The organism is Dactylosporangium roseum (genome assembly GCF_025264685.1).
GTDB classification, from domain to species: domain Bacteria; phylum Actinomycetota; class Actinomycetes; order Mycobacteriales; family Micromonosporaceae; genus Dactylosporangium; species Dactylosporangium roseum.
Genome location: NZ_CP073721.1, coordinates 1,330,041 through 1,355,895 on the forward strand (window position 1 = coordinate 1,330,041; position 25,855 = coordinate 1,355,895).

General features: G+C 70.1%; 29 protein-coding genes and 1 tRNA gene. 26 read left to right on the forward strand and 4 right to left on the reverse strand.

From position 1 onward, the window contains the following. Positions 1-3: 3 nt before the first annotated feature. Complete coding sequence (locus Drose_RS06965; RefSeq protein WP_260727362.1) at positions 4-201, reverse strand: hypothetical protein; 198 nt, start codon at positions 199-201, stop codon at positions 4-6. Positions 202-913: 712 nt separating this feature from the next. On the opposite strand from Drose_RS06965, the gene Drose_RS06970 reads away from it, so the two are divergent. The 19 genes from Drose_RS06970 (at position 914) to Drose_RS07060 (ending at position 15,055) form a co-directional block, all read left to right on the forward strand. Beyond that, the gene (locus Drose_RS06970; protein WP_260727363.1) at positions 914-1,159 is read left to right on the forward strand and encodes a DUF6284 family protein; all 246 of its coding nucleotides are present in this window, start codon (positions 914-916) and stop codon (positions 1,157-1,159) included. Positions 1,160-1,169: 10 nt separating this feature from the next. Further along, a complete protein-coding gene (locus Drose_RS06975; protein ID WP_260727364.1) occupies positions 1,170-1,445 on the forward strand; it encodes a GIY-YIG nuclease family protein in 276 nt (91 codons plus the stop codon). A 65-nt stretch (positions 1,446-1,510) separates the two neighbouring features. Continuing rightward, entirely contained in the window at positions 1,511-1,840 is a 330-nt protein-coding gene (locus Drose_RS06980) for a hypothetical protein (RefSeq protein WP_260727365.1), read from the forward strand. After that, the gene (locus tag Drose_RS06985; protein WP_260727366.1) at positions 1,840-2,937 is read left to right on the forward strand and encodes a hypothetical protein; all 1,098 of its coding nucleotides are present in this window, start codon (positions 1,840-1,842) and stop codon (positions 2,935-2,937) included. Before Drose_RS06980 ends, Drose_RS06985 begins: the two co-directional genes overlap by 1 nt. A 40-nt stretch (positions 2,938-2,977) precedes the next feature. Further along, entirely contained in the window at positions 2,978-3,142 is a 165-nt protein-coding gene (locus Drose_RS06990; protein WP_260727367.1) for a hypothetical protein, read from the forward strand. A gap of 79 nt (positions 3,143-3,221) precedes the next feature. Continuing rightward, the gene (locus Drose_RS06995; protein WP_260727368.1) at positions 3,222-4,964 is read left to right on the forward strand and encodes a type IV secretory system conjugative DNA transfer family protein; all 1,743 of its coding nucleotides are present in this window, start codon (positions 3,222-3,224) and stop codon (positions 4,962-4,964) included. Further along, positions 4,961-5,167, forward strand: a complete 207-nt coding sequence (locus tag Drose_RS07000) for a hypothetical protein (RefSeq protein ID WP_260727369.1) — start codon at positions 4,961-4,963, stop codon at positions 5,165-5,167. The genes Drose_RS06995 and Drose_RS07000 overlap by 4 nt, the downstream gene beginning before the upstream one ends. Further along, positions 5,164-5,364 (forward strand): hypothetical protein, encoded by a 201-nt coding sequence (locus Drose_RS07005; protein WP_260727370.1) that lies wholly within the window; start codon positions 5,164-5,166, stop codon positions 5,362-5,364. Before Drose_RS07000 ends, Drose_RS07005 begins: the two co-directional genes overlap by 4 nt. 4 nt (positions 5,365-5,368) lie before the next feature. After that, positions 5,369-5,623, forward strand: a complete 255-nt coding sequence (locus Drose_RS07010; RefSeq protein WP_260727371.1) for a hypothetical protein — start codon at positions 5,369-5,371, stop codon at positions 5,621-5,623. Between the two features lie 88 nt (positions 5,624-5,711). Next, on the forward strand, positions 5,712-6,059 hold the full coding sequence (locus tag Drose_RS07015; RefSeq protein ID WP_260727372.1) for a hypothetical protein: 348 nt from the start codon (positions 5,712-5,714) through the stop codon (positions 6,057-6,059). A gap of 109 nt (positions 6,060-6,168) precedes the next feature. Beyond that, a complete protein-coding gene (locus tag Drose_RS07020; protein WP_260727373.1) occupies positions 6,169-8,430 on the forward strand; it encodes a cell division protein FtsK in 2,262 nt (753 codons plus the stop codon). Positions 8,431-8,567: 137 nt separating this feature from the next. After that, positions 8,568-8,846 (forward strand): hypothetical protein, encoded by a 279-nt coding sequence (locus tag Drose_RS07025; RefSeq protein ID WP_313900001.1) that lies wholly within the window; start codon positions 8,568-8,570, stop codon positions 8,844-8,846. Further along, on the forward strand, positions 8,843-9,172 hold the full coding sequence (locus Drose_RS07030; protein WP_260727374.1) for a hypothetical protein: 330 nt from the start codon (positions 8,843-8,845) through the stop codon (positions 9,170-9,172). The genes Drose_RS07025 and Drose_RS07030 overlap by 4 nt, the downstream gene beginning before the upstream one ends. Then, the gene (locus Drose_RS07035) at positions 9,169-10,020 is read left to right on the forward strand and encodes an adenine nucleotide alpha hydrolase family protein (RefSeq protein WP_260727375.1); all 852 of its coding nucleotides are present in this window, start codon (positions 9,169-9,171) and stop codon (positions 10,018-10,020) included. Before Drose_RS07030 ends, Drose_RS07035 begins: the two co-directional genes overlap by 4 nt. A 185-nt stretch (positions 10,021-10,205) precedes the next feature. Continuing rightward, positions 10,206-11,219, forward strand: coding sequence for a bifunctional DNA primase/polymerase (locus tag Drose_RS07040; protein WP_260727376.1), 1,014 nt, complete (start codon positions 10,206-10,208; stop codon positions 11,217-11,219). Then, positions 11,216-12,829 carry a hypothetical protein gene (locus Drose_RS07045; RefSeq protein ID WP_260727377.1) on the forward strand — a complete coding sequence of 538 codons (1,614 nt, stop codon included), beginning with the start codon at positions 11,216-11,218 and terminating at the stop codon, positions 12,827-12,829. Before Drose_RS07040 ends, Drose_RS07045 begins: the two co-directional genes overlap by 4 nt. A gap of 466 nt (positions 12,830-13,295) precedes the next feature. Next, on the forward strand, positions 13,296-13,469 hold the full coding sequence (locus Drose_RS07050; RefSeq protein ID WP_260727378.1) for a hypothetical protein: 174 nt from the start codon (positions 13,296-13,298) through the stop codon (positions 13,467-13,469). Then, complete coding sequence (locus Drose_RS07055) at positions 13,466-13,687, forward strand: helix-turn-helix transcriptional regulator (RefSeq protein ID WP_260727379.1); 222 nt, start codon at positions 13,466-13,468, stop codon at positions 13,685-13,687. The genes Drose_RS07050 and Drose_RS07055 overlap by 4 nt, the downstream gene beginning before the upstream one ends. Continuing rightward, positions 13,688-15,055: a tyrosine-type recombinase/integrase gene (locus tag Drose_RS07060; RefSeq protein WP_260727380.1), complete on the forward strand. Its 1,368-nt coding sequence runs from the start codon at positions 13,688-13,690 to the stop codon at positions 15,053-15,055. Between the two features lie 161 nt (positions 15,056-15,216). On the opposite strand, the gene Drose_RS07065 is transcribed toward Drose_RS07060, so the two are convergent. The 3 genes from Drose_RS07065 to Drose_RS07075 form a co-directional block, all read right to left on the reverse strand. Continuing rightward, a tRNA-Arg gene (locus Drose_RS07065) sits at positions 15,217-15,291 on the reverse strand. A gap of 887 nt (positions 15,292-16,178) precedes the next feature. Beyond that, positions 16,179-16,802: a DUF305 domain-containing protein gene (locus tag Drose_RS07070; protein WP_260727381.1), complete on the reverse strand. Its 624-nt coding sequence runs from the start codon at positions 16,800-16,802 to the stop codon at positions 16,179-16,181. Between the two features lie 13 nt (positions 16,803-16,815). Continuing rightward, positions 16,816-17,751 (reverse strand): DUF3105 domain-containing protein, encoded by a 936-nt coding sequence (locus tag Drose_RS07075; protein ID WP_260727382.1) that lies wholly within the window; start codon positions 17,749-17,751, stop codon positions 16,816-16,818. A gap of 170 nt (positions 17,752-17,921) precedes the next feature. Here Drose_RS07075 and argS point away from each other — a divergent pair, with 170 nt between their 5' ends. The 7 genes from argS to Drose_RS07110 all read left to right on the forward strand — a co-directional run bounded on the left by argS (position 17,922) and on the right by Drose_RS07110 (position 25,850). Further along, positions 17,922-19,580: an arginine--tRNA ligase gene (gene argS / locus Drose_RS07080; protein WP_260727383.1), complete on the forward strand. Its 1,659-nt coding sequence runs from the start codon at positions 17,922-17,924 to the stop codon at positions 19,578-19,580. A 5-nt stretch (positions 19,581-19,585) separates the two neighbouring features. Continuing rightward, positions 19,586-20,977 carry a diaminopimelate decarboxylase gene (gene lysA / locus Drose_RS07085; protein ID WP_260727384.1) on the forward strand — a complete coding sequence of 464 codons (1,392 nt, stop codon included), beginning with the start codon at positions 19,586-19,588 and terminating at the stop codon, positions 20,975-20,977. 2 nt (positions 20,978-20,979) lie between these two features. Then, entirely contained in the window at positions 20,980-22,263 is a 1,284-nt protein-coding gene (locus tag Drose_RS07090) for a homoserine dehydrogenase (RefSeq protein WP_260729627.1), read from the forward strand. A 4-nt stretch (positions 22,264-22,267) separates the two neighbouring features. After that, entirely contained in the window at positions 22,268-23,317 is a 1,050-nt protein-coding gene (gene thrC, locus Drose_RS07095; RefSeq protein ID WP_260727385.1) for a threonine synthase, read from the forward strand. Positions 23,318-23,529: 212 nt separating this feature from the next. Further along, a complete protein-coding gene (locus Drose_RS07100) occupies positions 23,530-24,747 on the forward strand; it encodes an MFS transporter (protein WP_260727386.1) in 1,218 nt (405 codons plus the stop codon). A 29-nt stretch (positions 24,748-24,776) separates the two neighbouring features. Then, a complete protein-coding gene (locus tag Drose_RS07105) occupies positions 24,777-25,628 on the forward strand; it encodes an SPFH domain-containing protein (protein ID WP_260727387.1) in 852 nt (283 codons plus the stop codon). Positions 25,629-25,631: 3 nt separating this feature from the next. Continuing rightward, positions 25,632-25,850, forward strand: coding sequence for a hypothetical protein (locus Drose_RS07110; RefSeq protein ID WP_260727388.1), 219 nt, complete (start codon positions 25,632-25,634; stop codon positions 25,848-25,850). The last annotated feature ends 5 nt before the right edge of the window (positions 25,851-25,855 follow it).

The window sequence follows — 25,855 nt, forward strand, 5'->3', positions numbered from 1 at the left end:
CGCTTACCGAATCCCGCGGATGACGGTCTTGACGGTTGCCAGGGACACGCCAGCCGCTTCCGCAATCTCGGGCACGGTGTGGTCCGTCGATCGGCGTATGTCCCTGATCAGGTCATCGCGTTCCTGGCGAATGTCGTCGAGAGCTTGATCGGCTGCGCGCACTCGCTCAGCCGCGGCCCGGAGGTCATCAAGAGTCGGCATGTCAACAGTCTACCGGACACCAAACTATCCGGAGAGACGGCTTGACGGCTAGTCGACTAGCCGTATAGCGTACCAACCAAGCAAGGATGCAGGGACCCCGGAACGGCGGCACGTGGTTGCCGCGCGCCCATGTTCTGCCGGATTCATCCGTATTGATCCGCATTGTTGATTGAGAACTCCATAGAGGCAGCGTTGACCGGCCTGCATACCGAACGGTCAGGCGCCCTGCCCGGGACTGTCGGGAGACAGCAATCCGGACGGCGCCAGCAGTAAAGCGACAGGTCTAGGCCCCGCTGAGTGGCCAGCACGAACACTGGCACCCCCGTACCTGCCTGCATAGGCGGCGGGGTCGCATGCGCACCGTGGCGGACAAGTAGACCTAGCTCGATACGTAGACCTGCCCGAAGGTCGAAACCCCTTTGCGTGGGCCGCGCGCCGAGGTTTGGCGTGCGGCCCGCTGAACGTTCCTGATCCGACTTTCTACCGGTCCTGACTTGGGGAGGCGTTCCGGTGATGACTTCGAAGCTTGCGGCGACTGTCCGCATCACGGCCAGGGGTAACGCGGTGTGGCGTGAGTGCGCCGGTTGCGGGTCCCTGGCTCCTTTGGCCCCGAACGAGTCTCGCTGCCGGGAGTGCCCGGCGGTCGGCCGCGCTGGCCGTCGCCGCCGTGCGGCGCCGCCCCGGCCCGTGTCCGGAAGGAACTAGCGACGTCATGGAGTACGACCAGGATTTCGACGGTGCGGAGCCGTCCGCGGCGCAGTTGGCCGCGATCGAGGATGAGGAACCGGTGCTGGCCGCAGAGCTTGAGTTGCTGGACGTGCAGTTGATGCTGCTTTCCGGTCGCGGCCCGGTCGACGCGGTGACCGCGTATCGCCTTGAGCGGGCGCGTGCCGCGGTGGTCCGCGAGACCTGCGCCTGGTACCGCCGCCGGTTCAACGCGCGGCGTAGCGCGGCCTGACGGCGCGCTGATGGCCGTTGCCGGCATCGTGTACCTGCTGCATTTTGACCGCGCGTTCGGTCACGCCCGGCATTACACCGGCTGGACGAGGGACCTTACGGCCCGGCTCGCCGAGCACGCCGCGGGTCGTGGTGCTCGCCTCCTCGCAGTGGTGCATGCGGCCGGGATCGGCTGGCAGCTCGCCCGGACGTGGGAGGGCACGCGCGCCGATGAGCGGGCGCTGAAGCGGCAGGGCGGCGCTTCAAGGCGCTGCCCGTTGTGTGGTGTCACCGCGCGGCGCCGGTAGGGCATGGCCCTGCTGTCGAGTGCCGCGCACCCCCTTCTTTGACTTCGTGAACTGGAGGTTCACTCATGTACAGCACAACCCCTGACGCGGTGGCCGATGAGCTGGTCGCCCTGGCCGAGGCGGTGCGGGCCGCTGGTGCGTCCACGGTGCAGCTCTACGTGAGCTTCGGCCCGGACATGTTCGCGCCCGAGCCGGACCGTATCGCCGACGTCGACCGGCTCGCCGAGGCGTTCGGCCTGACCGCGGAGACCGCGAAAGGTTCCAGCGGTTGGTACCGCGGCGCGAAGCGCGACCACGACGGGATCTTCGTCAAGGTCGACACGCGCGTGTCGGCACCGGCGCAGCGGTGCGCGTGCGGCGCGGTGTGCGAGCACAGCGGGGCGGTGGCGGCGTGATGGGCACGACGGCTGAGCTTGACGCCGAGCTGGCCGCGACGGTCCGCCGGACCGGGTACATGCGGCAACTGTTCTACGTGGTGGTGCTGCTGGTCGCGCTGGCCGGGCAGGTGTCCGGCGCGGTCACGGCCCTCGGTATCCCGCTGATCTGGGCCATCCCGGCGGTTGGCGCGTTGGAGCTCGGCGGGATCGTGGTGCTGTCCAACGCCGACGTGCGCCGCCGGCTGGGGGAGCGGGCGACCGCTTCCCGGCTGCTGTCCGCTGCGATCGCTGCGGGTGCGGTGACGTTCAACTGGCTGGCCCACAGCAATAAGCTCCTGGCCGGGTTCTTCGCCGGCATGTCGGCCCTCGGCTATCTGGTGTGGTTGATGCACACCGAGAACCAGCGCCGCGACCGTCTGCGGGCCAAGGGTGACTTGCCGCCGACCACCCCCGCCTATGAGCTGTTCGGGCACTGGCTGCGCCACCCGGTATTGACCCTGCGCGCGAAGTCCGTGGCCAAGGCCAGCCCGGAGCTTGGCCTCTACGGGTCGCTTGCCGCGGCCCGCGTCGAGATGCGGCGGGAGCGGCAGCACGCCGCGATCGCTAAGGTGCTGCACCGCAAGATTCGGTCCGCGGTCGACCCGACCACGGCGGACATCGCGACCGCGACGTACGACCTTGGCGAGGTCGCCGCCCGGCTCGCCGCGGGCGCGGACTATGACGGGCTGACCGCGCTGATCGCCGCGGACCTGACCGCCGAACGCCTTGCCCCGACCTCCCCGGCCGAGCCGGCCGCCGAGGTCGGCGAGCCGATGGCCGAGCTGTCGGCACCGTCCGGTGAGCCGGTGGCCGAGCGGCCCGTGCCGGTCCGGCTGGCGTTGCAGGCCGCCCCGACCGGCGACGATGCCGCGCCGAGCACAACGCCGAGCACATCGCGGGGTGTGCGGCCGGCGAAGCGGCAGCCCTCGGCGGCTGAGCGGGTCGCGAAGGCCAAGGCCCGCAACCCGGACGCCACCCCGGCGCAGCTCGCCGCCCGGCTGAAGCTGTCGGAGCGCACCGTACAGCGCCACCTCGCCGCGAACCGCGCCGCGACCCCCGACACCGACGCGGCCTGACCCCTGCCCTTGACCCGCCATCCACAACAGGAGACCGACGATGACGAGCAAGAAGCTGCTCGGCTGGGCCGTGCTGGCCCTGCTGCTGTACTACGCCGCCACCGCCCCGGCCGACGCCGGGCACACCGCGCGGGACGCGATGTCCGCCGCCGCGCAGGTCGGCAACGGCCTGATCACGTTCCTGAAGTCGGCGACCAGCCGTTAGCCCTGCCCGGCGCGCGGCCCTCTGGCCTAGGAACCGTGGCCGCGCGCCGGCCCCCTCTCCTGAAGGAGGAACGCCTTCCATGGCGAGCACACGCACCTTCCGTCCCCGCGTGTTCGGCGCCGGTCTGATCGCCACGGCGACCGGATGGGTGCTCACCCAGGCCCCGGACACGCTCGATGTGGCCGGCTACGGCTATGCCCTCGGCGTGGCCGGTGCGGCGACCGCGGCCGGGACCGTCTACGCCCGGTTCCGCGGCGCGGCGGGCAGTAACCGGCTGATCGGCCGGTGGGACCGCAACACCCGCCGCAACGGCGGCACCGCCTCCCGCTGGCAGATGCTCACCGTGTCGTCGCGCTGGAGCATGGCCCGCCGCGCGCCGGTGTTGCGCCCGTCGCTGCGCGACCTCGGCTGGTGGGACCGCTGGCGGACCCCGGCCCTGTCCTACGCCACCCCGCTGTGCAAGGTCGGCGGTCAGACGGTGTGGACCTCGTGTGAGGAATCCACGCTGCGTATCGGCATCCCGGGCACCGGCAAGACCGCCGAACTCGCCTGCCGGGTCATCGACGCCCCCGGCGGCGCCGTGGTCGCCTCGACCGCGACCGACCTGTACGACCTCACCGCCAAGCTCCGCGAGCCGCGCGGCCCGGTCACGGTGTTCAACCCGGGCGGCATCGGCGAGGTCGCCTCCACGCTGCGATGGTCGCCCCTGGCCGGGTGCAAGGACCCGGCGACGGCGGCCCGCCGCGCCGCGGACCTGATCGGCCCGTCCGGCGGCAACGACGAGGGCGAGCGGTGGAACATCCACGCCCGCCGAGCCCTGGCCGTCATGCTGCACGCCGCCGCCCTCGGCGGCTACCGGATGCGCGACGTGCAGCGGTGGGTAGCCAACCCCGACGCCGCCGCCGCACAGGTCATGACCGCCCTAGCAGGGTCGCCGAACCCGGCCGAGATGTGCCAGACCGCCGAGCAGACGCTGCGCATGACCGCCCGCACCCGCGACGGCGTGATGCTGGCCGTGGCCCCAGCGGTGGCGTGGGTGATGCAGCCGGCCGCCGCCAAGTGCGGCGACGCCGACCCCGACACCGCCGCCGAATTCATCGACGACCTCACCGACAAGGCGGGTACGTTCTACCTCCTCGGCGACGAAGACGGCACCGTTGGGCCGCTGGTCGCCGCGTTGACCGCAGAGATCGTGCACCGCTCCCGAGCGATCGCCGCCGCCCGTCCGGGTGGCCGCCTCGATCCGGGGCTGGCGCTGATCCTCGATGAGGTCGCGCTGATCTGCCCCACACCGCTTGACCGGTGGATGGCCGAGCTTCGCAAGCGCTCCATCGTCGTGCACGCCGCCTGCCAGGGCCTCGGCCAACTGCGGCAGCGGTGGGGCAAGGACGGCGCCTCAATGATTCTCAACGCCGCCGCGGCCGTGCTGGTGTTCGGCGGCTGCAAAGACCCTGGCGACCTGGCCGCCTTCTGTGACCTGGCCGGGGAACGGGAAGAGGTCAGCGCCACCCGCGACGCGGACGGGCGGGTCACCTCGAGTACGACCCGCCGGGTGCCGGTCATCTCAGCCGCGATGCTGGCCGGGCTGCCCAACCATCGGGCCATGCTCATCCGCCGTGGCATGCCGGTCGCCCTCGCCGCGACGCCGATCGTGTGGCGCCGCCGCGACGTGCGCCGCGCCGTCCGCGGCCAGACCCGCACCGCCCGCGCCGCGGCGTGGACCCTGCGCACCGTCCGCCGGGCGGCCCGGACCAAGGCGGCCCAGACCAAGACGGCCCAGACCAAGGCGGCCCAGACCAAGACGGAGGAGGTGCCGGCGTGACCCGACGCATCGACAGACAGCCGGAAACCGCGGCAGACACCCGGTTTTTCGACCTGCGCGAGTCCGGCTACACCGGCTGGATCGATCAGGACGGCTACGCGGTCGCCGGGCCGCCGGCATGGCCGACCAGCACCGCCGACACCGCCGACACCGCCGAGGCCGCCGAGGCCGCGGACGGGGACGGGGACGGGGACGAGTGGTGACCGGCACTGACCGCGAAGAGGAGATCCGGTTCCGGGACTGGCTGCGCACCCTCGACGCGCAGCCGTCCGAGGTCAACGGCGACAACCGTTGGAATCACAACGTCATCGCGGACACGTGGGACTACGTCACCGACCCCATCCCCACCGGTACCGCCGCACGGGTCGACACGGCCGACGACGACACGGACGGGATGTGACCCGTTGACGACACCGTACGGAATCGACCCGGACGAGTGGGCCGAGGCGATGCGCGACGCGATGCTCACCGGCGGCGCCACCGAGGCCGAAGCGATCGCCGAAGCGGACCAGGCCCGCGCCTGGTTGACGGACCCGGCCCGCGCCAACGACCCCACGTACGTGCTGCACAACACCACGGAGGACATCCGGCAGTGGGAAGCCGAGCTGTCCAGCACCGCCGACACCGCGGACGACACCGACGACGCGGACACCTTCTGACCCTGTGCTGATCCTGCCCGGCGCGCGGCCCTCTGGCCTAGGAACCGTGACCGCGCGCCGGCCCCCTCACAACGGAGGAACCCACATCATGACAACCGATTCGCAGTCCGGCTCCGGCTCGACGTTCGATCCCGCCGCGTTCAGGCAGCGGGCGATCGAGCAGGCAACGCTGTCGTGCAGCCGCGACGCGGACGCGTTCGACCGTGACGCGCAACGACTCGACGCCACCGGCAACCACGACCGGGCCACCACCCAGCGGCACACCGCCGCCGCGATCCGCGAGGTCGCCGCAGGCTGGTCCGACGCACCGAGTGCAGCCGTTGACCTGCAAGCCGCCGAGCGGTTCGCCGCAACGGCCGCGCGCCTGGCACCGGCCGACAGTCACACCGACACCGACACCGACGACAACACCGACGACGACGCGGACACCTTCTGATCTGTGCTGACCCTGTTCTGATCCTGTGCTGATCCTGCCCGGCGCGCGGTCCTCTGGCCTAGGAACCGTGACCGCGCGCCGGCCCCCTCACAACGGAGGAACCCTCATCATGACAACCGACCCGCACCCCGGGGAAGGGCGGGCTGACGACAGCGTGTCGACAGCCGAGACCGACGCCGCCGTGCTCGACCTAACCGCGGCCCGCGCCCGCCGCGGCGCCACCGACCCACCCGACCATGACCCGGCTGTCGGCACTGCTGTCGGGCCGGCTGTCGACAACCACGGCGACACGGCCGGTCGCCCGGACCCTCGCCCGGACGCTCGCTCCGACGCACCCGACACGCACTTTGACGTGGCGCTGGACGAGGAACCGCAGCCCGGCGGGGCGCTGGTCGACCCGCCACCGGTCGACAAGGCCGGACGACAGCCGATCATCCCGGCCCGGCTGATGGGCTGGCAGAACTTCAAGGCCACCTTGCGCGACATCGCCACCGACACGCTGCACCGCTCCGCCTACCACGCGGTCCGCGCACCCTGGTACGGCCTCCAGGCCGGACTCTGGTCGACTGTCGGCGTGGTCCGGCTGATCGGCCGACAGTTGCGCTGGTGGTGGCTGTCGGAACAGTACGGACTCCGGCAGGCCGCCGCGGACGCCAACGACCCGCAGACGTGGTACCGGCTGCACCGCGAGGTCAAGGCCACCCGCGCGTGGCGCGGCATCGTCCTGGCCGCCGAGACCGCAGCTCTCGCCATCGGCGGGCCGGTCGCCTACGCCCTCGCACCGTGGTGGGTCGTCGGGCTGGCCGCGGCCGGCGCGGTGTGCGGGCTGGCCCGGCTCGGCCGGCCCGAGGACCGGCCGATCCTGCGTCCGGCGGTGGTCACCGGACGGTACCGGCGGGTCAACCCGGACATCATCCTGCGCGCCTACTACGCCGCCCGGCTCGGGCACCCGGACAAGCCGGATCAGCAGATCACGTTCGCCTCCACGATGTCCCGCGACGCCACCGGCACCGGGTCGCAGGTGCTCATCGACCTGCCGTACGGCAAGGGGTGGGACGACGTGGTCAACGCCAAAGCAGCCATCGCGTCCGGCCTGGACGTGTCGGTCAACCAGGTGTATCTCACCAAGGACCCGACCTCGCACCGGCGGCATCTGCTGTTCGTCGCCGACCGCGACCCGCTTGCCATCCCGGCGGGCAAGACACCACTACTGGACGGCAAGGTCCGTGACATCTGGACCGAGGCCCCCCTCGGGCTGGACGAGCGCGGGCGCAAGGTCGGGCTACTGCTGATGTGGATCAGCGTGCTCATCGGGGCGCAGCCACGCAAGGGCAAGACGTTCTTCACCCGGCTGCTCGCGCTGTACGCAGCGCTGGACCCGTACGTGACGCTGCTGGTGGTCGACGGGAAGATGTCCGCGGACTGGGACAAGTTCCGGCTCGTGGCGCACCGCTACGTGTGCGGCGTGGTCCCCAACAGCCGCGACAACGACCCGATCACCCACATGCTCGACATGCTGCGCGAGGTCAAAAAGCACATCGAGGACGTCAACGACTTCCTCTCCAAGCTGCCGACCTCCGAATGCCCCGAGGGGAAGATCACGCGGGAACTGTCGCGCAAGTACCCGCTGCTACGGGTGTGGATGCTGGTCATGGAGGAGTTCCAGAACTACTTCGAGACCGACGACCAGGCGGTCAACAAGGAGATCGCCGCCCTGTTGTCGTTCATCAAAGCGGTCGGTCCCTCCGCGGGTGTGATCATCCTGTCCAGTTCACAGAAGCCGTCCGGCGTCGGCGCCGGGGACGTGCAGCGGCTGTTCAACCGCTACCGCGACAACCACGACGTACGGTTCGCGCTCAAGTGCGGCAACCGCATCGTGTCAGAGGCGATCCTCGGCGGTGACGCCTACGCCGAGGGCTTCGACGCCTCCGCGCTGCCGGTGGGCATGCCGTACCGGGGTGTCGGCATCCTCTACGGCGCCAGCGACGACACCCCGACCGTGCGGACCTACCTGGCCGACCACACCGACGCCGAGCAGATCCTCACCGCGGCCCGCAAGCACCGCGAAGCGGCCGGCACCCTCACCGGGTTCGCCGTGGGTGAGGTCGTCGCCCGCCAGGCGCGTGACGTGCTGGCCGACGTCCGCGGCGTGTTCGAGGCCAACGAACCGGGCCTGCACTGGTCCACCATCGCCGAACGGCTCGCCGAGCGGCTGCCGGAGCACTACGACGGCATCACGGCCGAGGCGATCTCGGCAACGGTCCGCGGCCTTGGTGTACAGAGCGTAGGCGTCAAGGTCCGCGGCGTGAACAACCAAGGGTGCCGTCTGGAGCGCCTGAGCGCCGCGATCGACAACCGCGAGATCTCCTGAACGGTAGGGGCAGTCCTCCTACCGGTAGGACTGCCCCTACCCCCAGGCCCTACCGCCCTGGCCAGCCCACACCTTCCCAGGTAGGAGGTAGGGCCAGCGGCCCCTCACACCCGAAAACCGGCCCTGGAGGCACTTTCGTGGTCCCGATCGCCGCTACTACTACCCCCGACCCCGCCACCGCCGGACTCTTCCTCCTCTGCCTGATCGTCGTCACGTTCGGTTACGTCACGGCGTGCTGGCTCTGGCCGTTCGTGGCCTGCCGCCGCTGCCACGGCACCGGCAAACGACCCGCCCTGTTCGGCGGCAAGGCGTTCGGCATCTGCCGCCGCTGCGACGGCACCGGCCGCCGGCTACGCCCCGGCCGCCGCGTTCTCAACTACCTGCGCACCATCCGCGGAAGGGACACCAACCGATGAACCCCATCACCCGCCGCACCCGCACCGCAGCCACCCGGTTCGACCCCCGCAAGCACACCGACTGGTGCGCCGGCGGGCACCGCTGCAACCTCGGCGAACACCGCGCCGACCCCCTCACCATCGACGTGCCCGGACTCGGCCGCGCACTGCTCACCCGCGTCCGTGGACGCGACGGCCGCGAACACGCCGAGGTGACCCTCACCGTCGCGCTCGCCGCGGACGAGCCCCGCGCCCGCGGGCAGTTGCTCGGGCTGGCCCGCGACCTCACCGCCGTGATCGAGCGGGCCACCGGCCCGGCCAGCACCGGCCAGCGGCGGGCAGCATGAGTACGGTCGTTCGGGCCATCAGCTACGGCGGCGGTGTCCAGTCCACGGCCCTGCTGGTGCTCGCCGCCACGGGGCGGATCGACTTTCCGGTGTTCCTGTTCGCCAACGTCGGCGACGACTCGGAAGACCCGGCGACGCTCGCCTACCTCAACCGGTACGCCAAGCCCTACGCCGCGGCGCACGGCATCGAGCTACACGAGCTGCACCGGGTACGCCGCGACGGCAGTACCGAAACGCTGTACGGCCGGCTGACCCGGCCCCAGTCACGGTCGCTGCCGATCCCGGTCCGGATGTCCAACGGCGCACCCGGCACGCGAAGCTGTACCGCCGATTTCAAAATCAAGGTCATCGGCCGGTGGCTGAAAGCGCACGGCGCCAGCGAAGCGGCCCGCGCAGTGGTCGGCATCGGCATCAGCCTCGATGAGATCGAGCGGGTCAACGCCCGCCGAGCCATGGCCTACGAGCGGCCGGTGTATCCGCTCCTCGACCACGATCCGCCGCTACGGCGCATCGACTGCCAACGCATCATCCTGGCCGCTGGCCTGCCGATCCCGCCGAAGTCGGCGTGTTGGTTCTGTCCCATGCGGCGGCCGTCGACGTGGGCCGAGATGCGCCGTGACCGGCCAGCACTGTTCGACCGCTCGTGTGCGCTGGAGGAGCTGCTCAACCAGCGGCGCGCCATGCTCGGCCGCGACCCGGTGTACCTCACCCGGTTCAACCGGCCGCTACGGGCCGCCGTCAGCACCGCACAAGCCACCCTGCCCGGCCTGTCACCCGACCGATCGCCCGGCCTCGATCACGCCGACGACGAGGGCGGCTACTGCGACAACGGGGCGTGCTTCACATGACCCCCGGCCCTGGCAGGTGCGGCTTCTGGTTCGGCGACCTGACGCGGTTCTGCGGCGCCGCCGAAGATGTGCGGCCGTACCTGCCGGGGTGGCGCTGTCCGCTGCACACGCCCGCGGCGATCGCCGGACGGGCCGAACCGCCGTCCGTTCCGCTGCGCCCGCCGCCGACCTTTGGAGAGTCCACAATGGCACTTCGTGCTGACCCTCAGGCGTTGCTGCGCAACGCATTGGCCGCCGCCGCGCGTGGCTGGCACGTCTTCCCGCTCCGCCCCGACAACCGGCCCGGAGCCGATGACGACGAGGCCAAGCGGCCCGCGTTCCCCGCCCGCTGCACCGCCGAACACTGCGACCAAACCGACCCGCGATGCCGGGCCGCCGGCCGGCACATCGGATGGGAGGAACGCGCCACCACCGACCCCGACCGGATTCAGCGGGCATGGAGCCGCGTCCCGTACGGCATCGGGATCGCGTGCGGCCCGTCCGGACTGCTGGTGGTCGACCTCGACCGGCCCAAGCCCGGCAAGGCCCGCCCGGACCGGTGGGCGATACCCGGCATCGAGGACGGGTTCGACGTGTTCGCCGAGGTCTGCGCCGAGGCCGGTCAGCCGTTGCCGACCGAGACGTACACCGTCACCACCGGCCGTAGCGGGACCCACCTCTACTTCCGCCACCCCGCCGAAGGCGAGCAGTTGCGCAACACCGGCGGAGACCGCGGCGGCGGCCTCGGCTGGCTGATCGACACCCGCAGTCACGGCGGCTACGTCGTGGCCGCGGGCAGTACCGTCGCCGGACGGCCGTACACCGTGGCGCACGACATCGACCCGGCACCGTTGCCCGGCTGGCTGGCCGAGCGGCTCCGCCCGGCGCCGCAACCGCCGGCCCGGCCCGCCGTGGTCCACCTCGCCGGACTCGGCCGGCAGACCAAGTTCCTGAACAAGGCGATCACCGCCAGCCTCGCCGCGATCGCCGCGGCCGGCGCACCCAACAGCGGCATTCTCAACAACGTGGTGTGGGGCGCGGCGGTGTCCCTCGGTCAGTTGGTGGCCGGCGGCGCGCTCAACGAGCACGACACGGAAGAGCTGCTGCTGGCCGCCGCGGTCGCTGCCGGGCACCCGGCCGCTGGGGCACGCAAGACGATCCGGTCCGGGTTCCGGCGCGGCGCCGAGCGTCCACGCAGCCTCGGAAGCGAGGCGGCATGAGTAGCACGGCCGCGCCCGCCGCTGCACCGACCGACTCGCCGGGCCGTGAGCCGCGGCGGGTGGAGGTCGGTTCCGGCCCGGAAACGATCCGGGTCCTCAAGGCCGAACTGGTCAACGGGCTGCTGCCCGACACCTACGTCTCAGAGGGAGCCCTGGTCCACATGGAAGAGATCTCCGGCGGGCAGATCAGCCCGGCCGCGGATGAAGACTCACCGCTGCCGATCGCGGCCAGTCCGCTCACCCCGGCCACGTTCGCCGGCCTCCTTGCCGAGCACACCTACACCTACCGGTGGCGGGCACGCAAAGACGGCAACGGCGGTATCGAGACGTTCGAGGAGGAGTTCACCCCCTCGCGGGAAAACCTCGCGTCGGTGCTGGCCGGCAAGACCTGGCCGGGCGTGCCGCCGCTGCGCGGGGTGATCGGCGCGCCGGTCCTGCGCCGCGACGGCACCCTGTTGCAGCAACCCGGGTACGACCCGGCCACCGGCCTCTACCTCGCCTCCAAGGTCGACCTTCCGCCAGTGCCGGACCAGCCGACCACACAGCAGGTGGCCGAGGCGCGGGAGTTCCTGCTCACCCGGTTCCTGCGTGACTTTCCATGGTCCAGCCCCGCGGACAAGGCCAACTATGTGGCGCTGCTGGCAACGCCGATCCTGCGGCACTACACCCGGTCGTTGACCCCGTTCGCGCTGATCGACGCGACCATGCCCGCGTCCGGAAAATCGATCCTGACCGCCGGTCCGGGCATGCTCTACGGGCAGCGGGTCATGCCCTGGGCCTACACCGAAGAAGAGTTGCGCAAGTCCATCACGGCCGTGTTCGCGCAACAGGTCGGGGTGGTCATCTGGGACAACCTCGCCGAGGGCACCGTCATCGACTCGGCCAACTTGGCCCTGCTGGTCACGGCCGGGGTGTGGTCCGACCGGCAGCTCGGATCGTCGCGCAACGTCGCCGCGGTCAACGACCGGTTGTGGATGGCCACCGGCAACAATCTCCAGGTCGGCGGTGACATGGCCTCCCGGACCGTGCGAGTGCATTTGGACCCGAACATGCCGCGGCCGGAACAGCGGGACCAGTCGAAATTCGGCATCCCGCACCTCGACCAGTGGATCACCATCCCGGCCAACCAGATGACCGTGTTGTCGCACCTGCTGGTGTTGGTGCTGGACTGGACCCGCAACGGCGCGCCCCGCGCCAACACGGTGTCGATGCGGCAGTTCACCCCGTGGGCGCAGGCCCTCGGCGGGTTCCTCGCCCACCACGGCATCGGCGGGTTCCTCACTAACGCCGCCGACGTGCGCGCCATCGACGAAGATGAAACGCGCTGGCGCGCCTTCCTTTCCTGCTGGCACAGCCTCCACAGCGGGCAGCAGATGACCGCCGCGGACCTGCGCCGTTCCGGAGAGCCGGACCACTTCGCCGGCAACGAAGTCGACCGGTGGGACGGACAGTTCATCACCACCCACACCGGGAAACTGCCCAACGCTCTCGCGCTCGGCCGGCTGCTCACCGGACAGGTCGGCCGGTGGCGCGGCGACTACGTGATCCGGGCTGGCAAGAACGACCGCGGGGACCGCGCCGTGTACTGGGTCGAACACCACACCGGTTGACGGCCGGTCGAGCGGACTCAAAACCGCTGAAGCATCTCCGGATCTCCGGATCTCCGCAGCGACCGTTACTGACCTGCGCAAACAGTTGCGGAGATCTAGCCGATCGAGAAACGTCCATCTCCGCATCTCCGCAACCACTGCGGAGATGAAGGCCGGTTGCGGAGATGGAACCCATCGACCAGTTCCCATCTCCGCAACTGTTTTCGCAGGTCAGCGCCATATCTGCGGAGATCCGGAGATCCGGAGATGCTTCAGCCCTCCTGAGCAACGACGCACCGTAGGGCTACAACCAGAACGCCCGCGCGGGCGCTCTCAGAAGCTCTCTGCCGACTCGACGCTTAAGGAAGACATCGACCTTCATAAGATCTTGGCTCTGTGTGGCTCTCAGCGGGCCGTTCTAAGGCCCGCTGAGAGCCACGCCCTCCACTTGCGCCCCGACCCGTTCCAGACCCGAAAGGCGCTCACCGTGCGACTCAGGCTTCACGGCACCCGGCCAGAGATAGCAGCCACCCTCGCCGCGCTCGCCGAAGTGCTCGACATCCGCACCATCAGCCGGCACTACCCCGACCGGCCGCCGTCCACCCTTGAGCGCGTCTACGTGGACGCTGCGCCGCGCGACAGGAAGGAGCTTCACCGATGACAACCCCCGCTCCGCGTCGCGCGCAACCCAAGGTGGCGAGAGGGCATCTCACCGTCGCCGACGTGTGCGAAGAGCTTGGGATTACCCGATCGACGTTCTACGACTGGCGCGCAAAGCGGAAGGCCCCGCCGTGCCTCAAGCTACCGAACGGCGATATCCGCATCCGTCGCGCCGCTTTCGAGAACTGGCTGAACAAGCTCGAAGAGGAGGCGGCATAGGTGGCATTGACCTACGACGTTACGGTCTGGAAGACCGAGGTCTACGAGGGCAAACGGCGAAACTCGTATCGGGTCCGATGGGTCGTTGCCGGCAAGCCATGGAAAGAGGTATTCCACACATCGGCACTCGCGGAAAGCTTCCGGTCGGATCTGATTGCCGCCGCGCGGAAGGGTGAGGCATTCGACATCGACACGGGACGTCCGGTCTCGATGGCCCGCACGGAACGCGACATGACGTGGTATGAGTTCGCCTGCAAATTCGTGGACATGAAGTGGCCACTAGTGGCCGCGACCACGCGTCGTACACATGCGGAAGCCTTCACGGCATTCACTCCTGCAATGTTCGCCACGACGCGCGGCAAGCCGGATGACAAGCTGATCCGGCGGGCGCTGTGCCGGTGGGCATTCAACACCGCCAAGCGCAGCGATCCTGAATGTCCGGACGATGTGAAGGCGGCTCTGGCGTGGGTGAAACGCAACACTCGCTCGGTGTCTGCGGTCGCCGACCCCGAAATACTGCGACCGCTACTTGACGGTCTTGCAGTACGACTGGACGGTGTCTCAGCCGCATCGAGCGTCATAAGCCGTCGCCGGAAGATCCTGAACACCGCTGTTGAATATGCGGTTGAACTGAAACTGCTTGATGCGAATCCGATTCCGGCCCTGAAATGGAAGAAGCCCAAGCCGGTACAGGTGGTCGATCCGCGCTGTGTGCCCAATCCGGTTCAGGTGCGCACGCTATTCGATGGCGTGCGGAAACAGGGCCGTGTGGGTCGCCGTCTGGTTGCGTTCTACGGATGCCTGTATTACGCCGGGATGCGGCCGGAAGAAGCGGCATTCCTGAACAAGCGGCATCTTGCGATTCCAAAGGAGGGATGGGGGGAATTTCACCTCGACGGCGCTGATCCGTACGCAGGAAAGGACTGGACGGACACGGGAAGGGATCGAGACAGGCGGCAGTTGAAGCAGCGCGAGCGCGGGGAATCGCGAATCGCGCCATGCCCGCCCGAACTGACCGCGCTCATCCATGCCCACCTGGACGAGTTCGGCACGACGCCAGACGGACGGCTGTTCGTCGGTGATCGCAACCGCGACGAGCTGCCGAAGCTCACGGTCGTGCGGGTGTGGGACCGAGCGCGCAAAGCGGTGTTCACGGAGGATGTCGTGGCCTCGCCGCTGGCAGGCCGCCCGTATGACCTCCGCCACGCGGCTGTGTCGACGTGGCTCAACGGTGGCGTTCCGCCAACGGACGTAGCGGAATGGGCGGGGCAGTCGGTAGAGATCCTGTTCAGGATCTACGCCAAGTGCCTCGACCGTGGCGTACAGCGCAACCGACAACGCGTTCAGCAGGCCCTCGGCCACGGGTAGGCACGCCCCAGCGTGCCCCTAAACGGTGGCGCGCCGGTGGCGTGGCTGACCGATCAAGGCCGGATAGCGCCAGTGGCAACCGGACATTACAACGGCGCCGCTGACCCGCATATCCGCAGGTCAGCGGCGCCGTTTCTGCTGCTAGAAGGTGATTTGATCAATGGTGCCCCCGGCAGGATTCGAACCTGCGCTCCCGCCTCCGGAGGGCGGTGCTCTATCCCCTGAGCTACGGGGGCCTCTCGGACCTCGAAAAGAGTAGCAGAACCCACCGCCCGGTCGCGCATCGGTTCCCGTGTGGCGGCTGTGGCACACGATTCGCTGGTCGGACCGGGTCGGCGTGTTCCAGGTCGGGCGGCGCCGTGACGCTTCTATCGAGGTGGTGATCGGGCCCGGGGTTCGTGATCATGGAAAGAACTCGGCGTCGCGGCGCATGGCCGCGTAGTTGAGGCGAGCGGTCGTCTGGCAACCCCGGTGTTGCGCTACGGACAGTGACGCACAGTCGCGCGGGTGGTATCCGTCGCTCGTGGTCGCCGCCGGACCCGGGATGGCGCGGTCCGGGCCGGGCGACTCCATGATCATGGGAAAGATGTGGCTATCGGGGCAGCCATATCTTTCCCATGATCATGAGGTCGAGCGGCGTGGTGGCGGATTGCGGTGGAACGCGCGTCGGCCGGCATGCCTCGGCGACGACGTCCCGCGCTCGAAGTGGCGGCATTGTTCGGATTGACCCAGCTAAATACGGAGCGGGTAAGACGAGCGCGCCGAAGAGGGAGGGTGCCGGGGGCGTCGTGCGGAGACGTCCCGGGGGGAAGGGACGAGGTGTCGGCGAGAATGAGATACCGGGGGAGAGGGGTGCCGGTGAGGAGTGCGGCGTCCGCAAGAGTTCGTGCCGGCCCAGGCGTGCGTCGAAAACGTCAGCGGCTGATCCACCAGCCGCCCTTGCCGCGATCTTGCAGAGCCGGCCCGCCCCGCACCAGCGCCGTCCGTGCCGAGACGTGCAGGGGGTCGCCGGGGCTGGGTGAGGCGGGCTGCGGTTTTGGGAATGGGTCGGTCGTGGAGTCCTGTGGTCGTCTGGGCGACCAGAAGACTCCACGGCCGACGAAGGTGGTAGGTCCCGGGAGAGCTACGAGGACAAGGGTTGGGCGCCCAGGTCCTTCAGTTTGTCGGTCAGCGCCGATATGTCGTACTGCTGGGCGGCCCGCATCTGCTCGGCGGCGGTGCGGACCTCCGTGGTCTGGGCCTTCTGGGCCGCGACCTCGGCCATGTGGATGCCGCCCAGGTGGTGACGGAGCATGAGCTGGCACCAGAGGACGTCGAAGTCCTTGCCCGTCGCCGACTTCAGGCGCTTGAGCTCGTCGCTGGAGGCCATGCCCGGCATGCGGCCGTCCGGCTGGAGCGTGTTCTGCCCGTCCGGCATCCAGGACATCGGGCGGTTGTCGGAGTGCGGGAGCAGGTGCCACTGCGTGAGCCAGGTCTGCATCTGGCCGATCTGCCACTGCTGGCTCGCGGCGATGTCGTAGCCCAGCGTGCGGATGTCGTCCGTGCTGCCCAGCCGATAGGCGAACATCGCCATCTCGACGGCCTGCGCGTGGTGAACGCTCATGTCCCGGGCGAAGCCGGCGTCGATCGAGTCGTTGCCCGGCTGGCGCAGGACGGGGACCAGGTAGCCGACGGCGATGCCGGTCGCGAGCAGAAGGACAGCGGCGAGCGCGCCCAGGCTCAGGCGCGCTCGCCGTGACAGTCGCATGAACACGATCGGGTCAGTTGCCCTGCGCCGGCATGCCGCCGCCGGAGTCCTTGCCGAGGTCGCGCGGTGCGGTGCCGGTCTCGGTGATGATGTCGCCGCTGGAGCACGGGGTGCCCGGCTCGAGGCTGGCGTTCTGCCGCAGCGCCTTGACGAACTCGTCGATCCGGGCGTCACGGGCGTTGTCGACCTTGAGCTGGAAGCCCCACGCCTGCAGCGAGATCGGCCGGTCCTGGCCCGGGAACGGGCTCATGAGCATGTAGTCGTTGCCGCGGACCTTCTTGGCCAGCGCCTCGACCTGGTCGGCCGGCAGGTCGGGCCGATACGTGATCCAGACGGCGCCGTGCTCCATGCTGTGCAGCGCGTGCTCGGTCGCGATCGCGGCCGGGTAGACGTCACCCAGGCAGCGCTGCCAGTTCTGGTTGTGGTTGCCGGCGACCGGCGGGTTCATCGAGTACTTCTGTGCGCCCCACACGTGGTCGCGCTGGCCGACGAGCGCCTTGTCGGTCTTGCGGTAGTCCACGAGGCCCTCGATGCGGTCCGCGCGGTCCTGCCAGTTCAGCCCGTTTTCGTAGACCTGCCAGCCGGCGAAGCCGATGATGCCCAGAGCCAGGACGCCCACCGTGGTGAACAGCGCGATGGGGCCCCAGGAGGTGCCCTGCTTGACCTTGACCGGGGCGATCTTCTTCGCGGCCGGGCGCGTCGAGCCGGCGGGGCGCTTCGGGCCACCGGGCGCCGTCTTGCGGACCGGCGCCGACTTGCGCGGGTTGGCCTTGGGGCGTGCCGAGGTGGTCTTGGCGGCCGGCTCCTCCGACTCCTCCGCCGTCTCGTCGGCCGCGGTGGCGTCGAGATCCTCGAGATCCTCGTCGCCGCCCTGTTTGGGCTTGGCGCCGGAGGCAGCCTTGGTGGACGGTTTGCGGTTGCCGCCACTGTGCTGGGTGCTCATGCTCATCGCGTCGCCTCGCTACGCTCAGCGGTCTGCTCGCTCATCGGGCCTCGTCTGGTCGGCGGTCGGGGTCAGGGCGGACAGCGAACGTCCCGGTGGAAAGTGCCGTCCCGCATTGTGACCAGCACAACGGGCCGCCGCCAAGTACCGGAGTCTACCCCCGATAACATTTGTCGGTGACTCCCGCTGAACTCGCCGTAGCAGTCCTCGAAGCCGCCCGTGCGGCGCTCACCGAGCGTGACCTCGACACGTCCGTTCTTCCGGCGACCACCAGCGTGGAGCGACCCCGAAACCCGGAGCATGGTGACTATGCGTCCAATATCGCCTTGCAACTGGGCAAGAAGGTAGGTCTCAACCCGCGCGAGCTGGCCGCCGCCGTCGCGGAAAACTTGCGGGAAACTCCCGGGATCGCCAGTGTCGAGATCGCCGGGCCCGGCTTCCTGAACGTGCGGTTGTCCGCGGCCGCCGCGGGCGCGCTCGCGCGTCTCGTCGTGCGGGCCGGCCCGGCCTACGGCCGCGGCGAGACGCTCGCCAAGGAGAAGGTCAACCTCGAGTTCGTCTCGGCGAACCCGACCGGGCCGATCCACCTGGGCCACACCCGCTGGGCGGCGGTCGGTGACGCGCTCGGCCGCATTCTCGCGGCCGCCGGCGCCGACGTGACCCGCGAGCACTACATCAACGACGCCGGCGTGCAGGTGGCCCGCTTCGGCGAGTCGGTGATGGCCGCCGCGCACCGTCGGCCGACGCCGCCGGACGGCTACCCGGGTGAGTACATCCAGGAGATCGCCGCCCAGATCGCGCAAACCCATCCGGACATTCTGCAAAAATCCGAAGAAGAGCAAGCAAATGCCTTCCAGCAGGAAGGCTACAAGGCGATGCTCGCCGAGATGCGGCAGAGCCTGGAGCGGTTCGGGGTCCACTTCGACGTCTGGTTCTCCGAGAAGACCCTGCACGACGGCGGCGCCGTCGAGCACGCCCTCGACGAGCTGCGCAAGCAGGGGCACGTCTTCGAGAGCGAGGGCGCCATCTGGCTGCGCACCACCGACTTCGGCGACGACAAGGACCGGGTGCTGATCCGGTCCAACGGCGAGAAGACCTACTTCGCCGCCGACGCCGCGTACTACATCAACAAGCGCGAGCGGGGCTTCGAGCGCTGCATCTACATGCTGGGCGCCGACCACCACGGGTACATCGGCCGGCTCAAGGCCATCGCCGCCTGCGCCGGCGACGACCCGGACCGCAACATCGAGGTGCTCATCGGCCAGTTGGTCAGCCTGCTGCGCGGCGGCGAGCCGGTCCGGCTCAGCAAGCGCGCCGGCACGCTGATCACCCTCGACGAGCTGATCGACGCGGTCGGGGTGGACGCGGCGCGCTACTCGCTGGCCCGCTCGTCGACGGACTCGCCGCTGACCCTCGACATCGAGGTGATCACCCGGCAGAAGAACGACAACCCGGTCTTCTACGTGCAGTACGTTGGCGCCCGGACGGCGTCGGTCGCGCGGAACGCCGCCGATCTCGGCCACGAGCGCGGCGAGGACTTCGACGCCTCGCTGCTCGCGCACGAGAAGGAGCTCGACCTGCTCAAGGCCCTGGGCGACTTCCCTTCGGTCGTCGCGACCGCCGCCGAGCTGCGGGAGCCGCACCGCGTGGCACGCTATCTGGAGGACCTTGCCGGCGCGTACCACCGGTTCTACGACAACTGCCGGGTGCTGCCCCAGGGCGACGAGCCGTTCACGGAGACCAACCGGGCGCGGCTGTGGCTCAACGACGCCACGCGCCAGGTCATCGTCAACGGCCTCGACCTGCTCGGGGTCTCGGCACCGGAACGGATGTAACAGCGATGCGAGCACATGAGGCCGGAGCGCTCCACGCGGACCTCGGCGGCAGCCGCGGCCCGTCGTGGCTCCGCACGCCCGGGGACGTCAACGCGCTCGTCCCGATCCTGTGGCCAAAAACGGTCAAAAGGGATGATCTGACCGGCGCGATCACCGTGGCGGGTGTCGACGTCAACAAGATCGCCGAGCAGCACGGCACCCCCGCCTACATCTTCGACGAGGCGGACTTCCGCGAGCGGTGCAGGCGGTTCAAGGAGGCGTTCGGCGGCGCCGACGTCTACTACGCCGGCAAGGCTTTCATCGCCACCGCGATCGTCAGGATCCTCGTCGAGGAGGGCCTGTTCCTCGACGTGTGCACCGGCGGCGAACTGGCGGTGGCCCTCCAGGGCGGCATGCCGCCGGAGCGGCTCGGCCTCCACGGCAACAACAAGTCGACCAGCGAGCTGTCCAGGGCTGTCGAGGCCGGGGTCGGCCGCATCGTCGTCGACTCCTTCGACGAGATCGACCGCCTGACCCGGATCGCCCGGGACACGGGAAAGACGCCGAAGGTCATGATCCGCGTGACCGTCGGTGTCGAGGCACACACCCACGAGTACATCGCCACCGCCCACGAGGACCAGAAGTTCGGCTTCTCGCTGGCCGGTGGCGCCGCGGAGCGGGCGGCCGAGCGCATCCTCGCCGAGGGCGTGCTGGAGCTGCGCGGCCTGCACTCGCACATCGGCTCCCAGATCTTCGACTCGTCCGGGTTCGAGGTCGCGGCCCGGCGGATCCTCGGCCTGCAAGCCAAGATCCACGAGAAGTGCGGTGTCGAGCTGCCCGAGCTCGACCTCGGCGGTGGCTTCGGCATCGCCTACACGACCCAGGACAACCCGGCCGAGCCCGCCGACCTCGCCGGCGACCTGATGCGGATCGTCAAGCAGGAGTGTGCCGCGCTGCACCTGAGCGTGCCGCACCTGTCCGTCGAGCCGGGCCGAGCGATCGTCGGACCGGCCATGTTCACGCTCTACGAGGTCGGCACGGTCAAGGACGTCGACGGCATCCGCACGTACGTCTCGGTCGACGGCGGGATGAGCGACAACATCCGCACGGCCCTCTACGATGCCGCCTACTCGGCGACGGTCGCCGGCCGGACGTCCACCGAACCGCCGATTCTCGCCCGCGTGGTGGGAAAACATTGCGAGGCGGGGGACATCCTCGTGAAGGATGAATTCCTGCCGGCAGACGTCCGTGCCGGAGATCTTCTCGCGGTTCCGGGCACCGGCGCCTATTGCCGCAGCATGGCGAGCAATTACAACCACGTGCCACGCCCACCGGTGGTGGCGGTGGCCGACGGGGCGTCGCGGGTGATCGTCCGCCGGGAGACCGAGGACGACCTACTCAGACTGGACGTGGGGTGACAATGCCGCAATCGGTCAAGGTGGCCCTGCTGGGCTGCGGGACTGTGGGTTCAGAGGTCGTGAGGCTGCTGCATGAGCAGGAGGACGACCTCACGGCCCGCATCGGGGCGCCGCTCGAGCTCGTCGGGATCGCGGTCCGGCGACCGGGCCGGACCCGCGACCTGCCGGTGCCGGAGAGCCTCTTCACCACCGACGCCCTCGGCCTGGTCAAGCGGGACGACGTCGACGTGGTCGTCGAGGTCGTCGGTGGCATCGAGCCGGCGCGCACCTGGCTGCTCGAGGCGCTGCACGGCGGCAAGAGCGTGGTCACCGCCAACAAGGCGCTGCTCGGCGAGGACGGCGCCACGCTGCACAAGGCCGCCGCCGACGCCGGTGCGGACCTCTACTACGAGGCGTCCGTGGCCGGCGCGATCCCGCTGCTGCGCCCGCTGCGCGACTCACTGCACGGGGACCGCATCACCCGGGTGACCGGCATCGTCAACGGCACGACGAACTTCATCCTGTCGTCGATGGACGCGACCGGGGCCGGGTTCGCCGAGGCGCTCGAGGAGGCGACCGCGCTCGGGTATGCGGAGGCCGACCCGACCGCCGACGTCGAGGGCTTCGACGCCGCGGCGAAGGCGGCGATCCTCGCCTCGATGGCGTTCCACACGCGGGTCACCGCCGCCGACGTGTATCGCGAGGGCATCACCGAGGTCACCGCCGCCGACGTGGCCAGCGCCAAGGCCATGGGCTGCACGATCAAGCTGCTGTGCATCGCCACCAAGCAGGACGGCGCCGTCTCCGTGCGCGTCCACCCGGCGATGATCCCGCGGACCCACCCGCTGGCCGGCGTCGGTGACGCCTTCAACGCGGTCTTCGTCGAGGCGGAGGCCGCCGGCCAGCTCATGTTCTACGGTCGGGGTGCCGGCGGCGCGCCGACCGCCAGCGCGGTGCTCGGCGACATCGTGGCCGTGTCCCGCAACCGGCTCGCCGGCACCCACGCGGCGTCCGAGTCGGCCTACGCGGACCTCCCGATCGCACCGATCGGGGACGTGCTCACGAGGTACCACATCTCCCTCGACGTCGCGGACAAGGCCGGTGTGCTCGCGGCCGTCGCCGGGGTGTTCGCCAAGCACGGGGTCAGCATCGCGACCGTCAACCAGTCGGGTCGCGGCAACCAGGCCGTCCTGGTCATCGTCACGCACGCCGCGCCGGACCGCGCCCTCGCCGCGACCGTCGCCGAGTTGCGGGCACTGGACATCGTTCGCGCCGTGGCGAGCGTTCTGCGGGTCGAAGGAGAGTAGCGCCATGTGGCGTGGATTGATCGAAGAGTTCCGGGACCGGTTACCCGTCGGTCCGCAGACGCCGGTGGTGACGCTGCACGAGGGCAACACGCCCCTGCTGCCGGCGCCGGAGCTCTCCGCGCGCACGGGTTGCGACGTGTACCTGAAGGTCGAGGGGTCCAATCCGACCGGATCGTTCAAGGACCGCGGGATGACGGTCGCCGTCTCCAAGGCGGTCGAGGAGGGGGCGAAGGCGATCATCTGCGCCTCGACGGGCAACACGTCCGCGTCGGCCGCCGCCTACGCCGCGCGGGCCGGCATCACGTGCGCGGTGCTCGTACCGACCGGGAAGATCGCGCTCGGCAAGCTGGCGCAGGCGCTGGTGCACGGCGCCCGGCTGCTGCAGGTGGCCGGCAACTTCGACGACTGCCTCGCGCTCGCCTCCAAGCTGTCGCTCGACTTCCCGGTATCGCTGGTCAACTCGGTCAACCCGGACCGGCTCGAGGGTCAGAAGACGGCGGCGTTCGAGATCGTGGCCGGCCTCGGCGACGCGCCGGACATCCACTGCCTGCCGGTCGGCAACGCCGGCAACATCACGGCGTATTGGATGGGCTACAAGGAGGACAAGGCGGCCGGCAACGCGACGCGCACCCCGCGCATGTTCGGCTTCCAGGCCTCCGGCGCGGCGCCGATCGTCAACGGGGCCGTCGTCCGGGAGCCGAGCACCATCGCCACCGCGATCCGCATCGGCAACCCGGCGTCCTGGACGCGGGCCGTCGACGCCCGCGACGAGTCCGGCGGCCTCATCGACGCGGTGAGCGACCGGGACATCCTCCAGGCGTATCGGCTGCTGGCCCGCTCCGTCGGGGTGTTCGTCGAGCTCGGCAGTGCCGCCAGCGTGGCGGGCCTGCTCCAGGCGAGCGCCCAGGGCCGGATCGAGCCGGGCCAGACCGTCGTCTGCACGGTCACCGGTCACGGCCTGAAGGACCCCGACTGGGCCATCTCGACCGCACCAGCCCCGACGACGGTGCCGGCGGACGTGCTCGCCGCGGCGAAGGCGCTGGATCTGGCGTAGTGCTTTTCAGGGGGCTCGGGTCCGTGCAACTGACGACCGTCGCTCCCGCCAGACACCGGCCGTGCGGGGCCCGGCATCCGCCGGGCCCCGCACGCGCCTGCCGGCGCCGTCGTCCCAAGAGCCCGCGGCCTGCGGCCGCGCCGTGGCGCCCGCGCGGCGCGGGCGGAGCACCGTAAGATCGGCGCGGTTGGATGTCGCCTAAGGTGGCGTATGTGCCGCCAATCCTCTCGGTCCTTACCCGCAACAAGGACTTCCGCAACCTGTTCACCGCCGAACTGATCGGGCTGGGTGCCGACTGGTTCGTGCTGATCCCGCTGATCAGCCTCCTGCCCCACCTCACCGGGTCGGGGTTCTGGGGCGGACTGGTGCTGGCAGTCGACACCGGGGTCATCGCGCTGCTGCTGCCCTACACCGGCACGGTCGCGGACCGGATCGACCGGCGGAAGATCATGCTGGCGGCCAACCTGGCGATGGCGGCGTGCACGCTGGCGCTGTTGCTGGTGCGCAGCGCCGGCACGGCCTGGATCGCCCTCGTCGCGGTCTCGGTCATCGCGGTGGCCAAGGCGTTTTTCGTGCCGGCGGCCGCCGCGGGCCTGCCGAACGTCGTCGACGAGGCCGACCTGTCGGCCGCCAACGCGCTCAGCGGCTCGGCGTGGGGCACCATGCTGGTCGTCGGCGCCTCGCTGGGCGGGGTCGCCTCGTCGCTCGTCGGGCCGTACCCCTGCTTCCTCATCGCGAGCGCGCTGCTCCTGCTGGCGCCGGTGCAGACCTGGCGGATCCGCCGTCCGCTGCAGTCCGGGACGCCGGCGGTGCGCACGCACCCGTTCGCCGCCGTGGGAGAGGCGCTGCGGTACATCCGCCACCACCCCCGGGTCGCCTCGCTCGTCACCGTCAAGTGCGCGGTCGGCCTCGGCAACGGCGTCCTGACCGCGTTTCCACTGCTGGCCGCGGGGCTCGGTGCCGGGCCGCTGGGCACCGGCCTGCTGTTCGCGGCCCGCGGGCTGGGCGCCCTGATCGGCCCGCTGGTGCTGCGCCGGGTGCTCACGCACCGCTCCTGGCTGCTGCCGGGCCTCGCCGTGTCGATGGCGATCTACGGCATCTCGTACCTCAGCGTGAGCCTCCTGACCTGGTTCCCGCTCGTGCTGCTCGGGGTCGTCGTCGCCCACCTCGCCGGCGGCGGCAACTGGATGATGTCGAACTACGTGCTCCAGGCCGAGGTCCCCGACGCGCTGCGCGGCCGGATCTTCGCCACCGACGTCATGCTGGCGACCCTTTCGGTGTCGGTGTCGCAACTGGCCGTCGGGGCGCTCGTCGACCGGGTCGACCCGCGCCCGCTCATCGCCGCCTGCGGCGCGGTCACGCTCCTCTACGCCGTCGGCTGGGCGCTCGTCACGAGGCGTGGAAGGGCCGGCGCGCCTGAGCTATCGTAGTGATATCACTTCGATAGCCAGGAGGCGTGATGGAGCGACCGGCGTTCCGCATCCCAGGGTTCGTCATGCTCGGTCTGCTGACCGTCGCCACGGCCGCCGTGGTGGCGGTCGTCGCCACACAGCCCGAGGACACCGCCGGTTGGCTGATCGCGATCTTCGTGGTCGTCGTCAGTCCGGTGCCGGCCGGCTTCACCGTGGTCAACCCCAACGAGGCCCGCGTCGTGCAGTTCTTCGGGCGATACGTCGGGACGGTCGGGACCGCCGGCTTCCACTGGACCGTCCCGTTCAGCGCCAAGCGGCGCATCTCCCGCCGGGTCCGCAACTTCGAGACCGCCCGGCTCAAGGTCTCCGACGCCGACGGCAACCCGGTCGAGATCGCCGCGGTCGTCGTCTGGCGGGTCGTCGACACGTTCAAGGCGTCCTTCGGCGTCGACGACCACATCTCCTACGTCGCGGTCCAGGCCGAGGCGGCCGTGCGGCACCTGGCCACGAGTTATCCGTACGAGTCGCACGGCGACGGCCGGGCCAGCCTGCGCGAGGGCAACATCGTCAGCGAGGAGCTCACCACCGAGCTCGGGGAGCGGGTCGCGCTCGCCGGCGTCGAGGTGCTCGAGTCGCGGATCACGCACCTGGCGTATGCGCCGGAGATCGCCCAGGCGATGCTCGCCCGCCAGCAGGCCAGCGCGATCGTCGGCGCGCGGTACAAGATCGTTGAAGGGGCGGTCGGCATGGTCCAGAGCGCGCTGGAGAGTCTGAGCGCGCTGGAGGTCGTCGAGCTCGACGAGGAGCGCAAGGCGCAGATGGTGGCCAACCTGCTGGTGGTGTTGTGCGGTGACCGCAACGTGCAGCCCGTCGTCAACACCGGCTCGCTGTACGGCTGACCCGTGGCCGAGCGCAAGAAGCTGCTGCTGCGGCTCGATCCGCAGGTCTACGACGCGGTCGCCAAGTGGGCCGCCGACGACCTGCGCAGCGTCAACGCGCAGATCGAGTTCGTGTTGCGGCTCGCGTTGCGTCAGGCCGGACGGCCCCCGCGACCCGGCGTCGCGGGGGATTCCGACACCGTGGGGGATTCCGGCGATGCCGCGGAGGCGCCCGAAGAGTGAGCGGT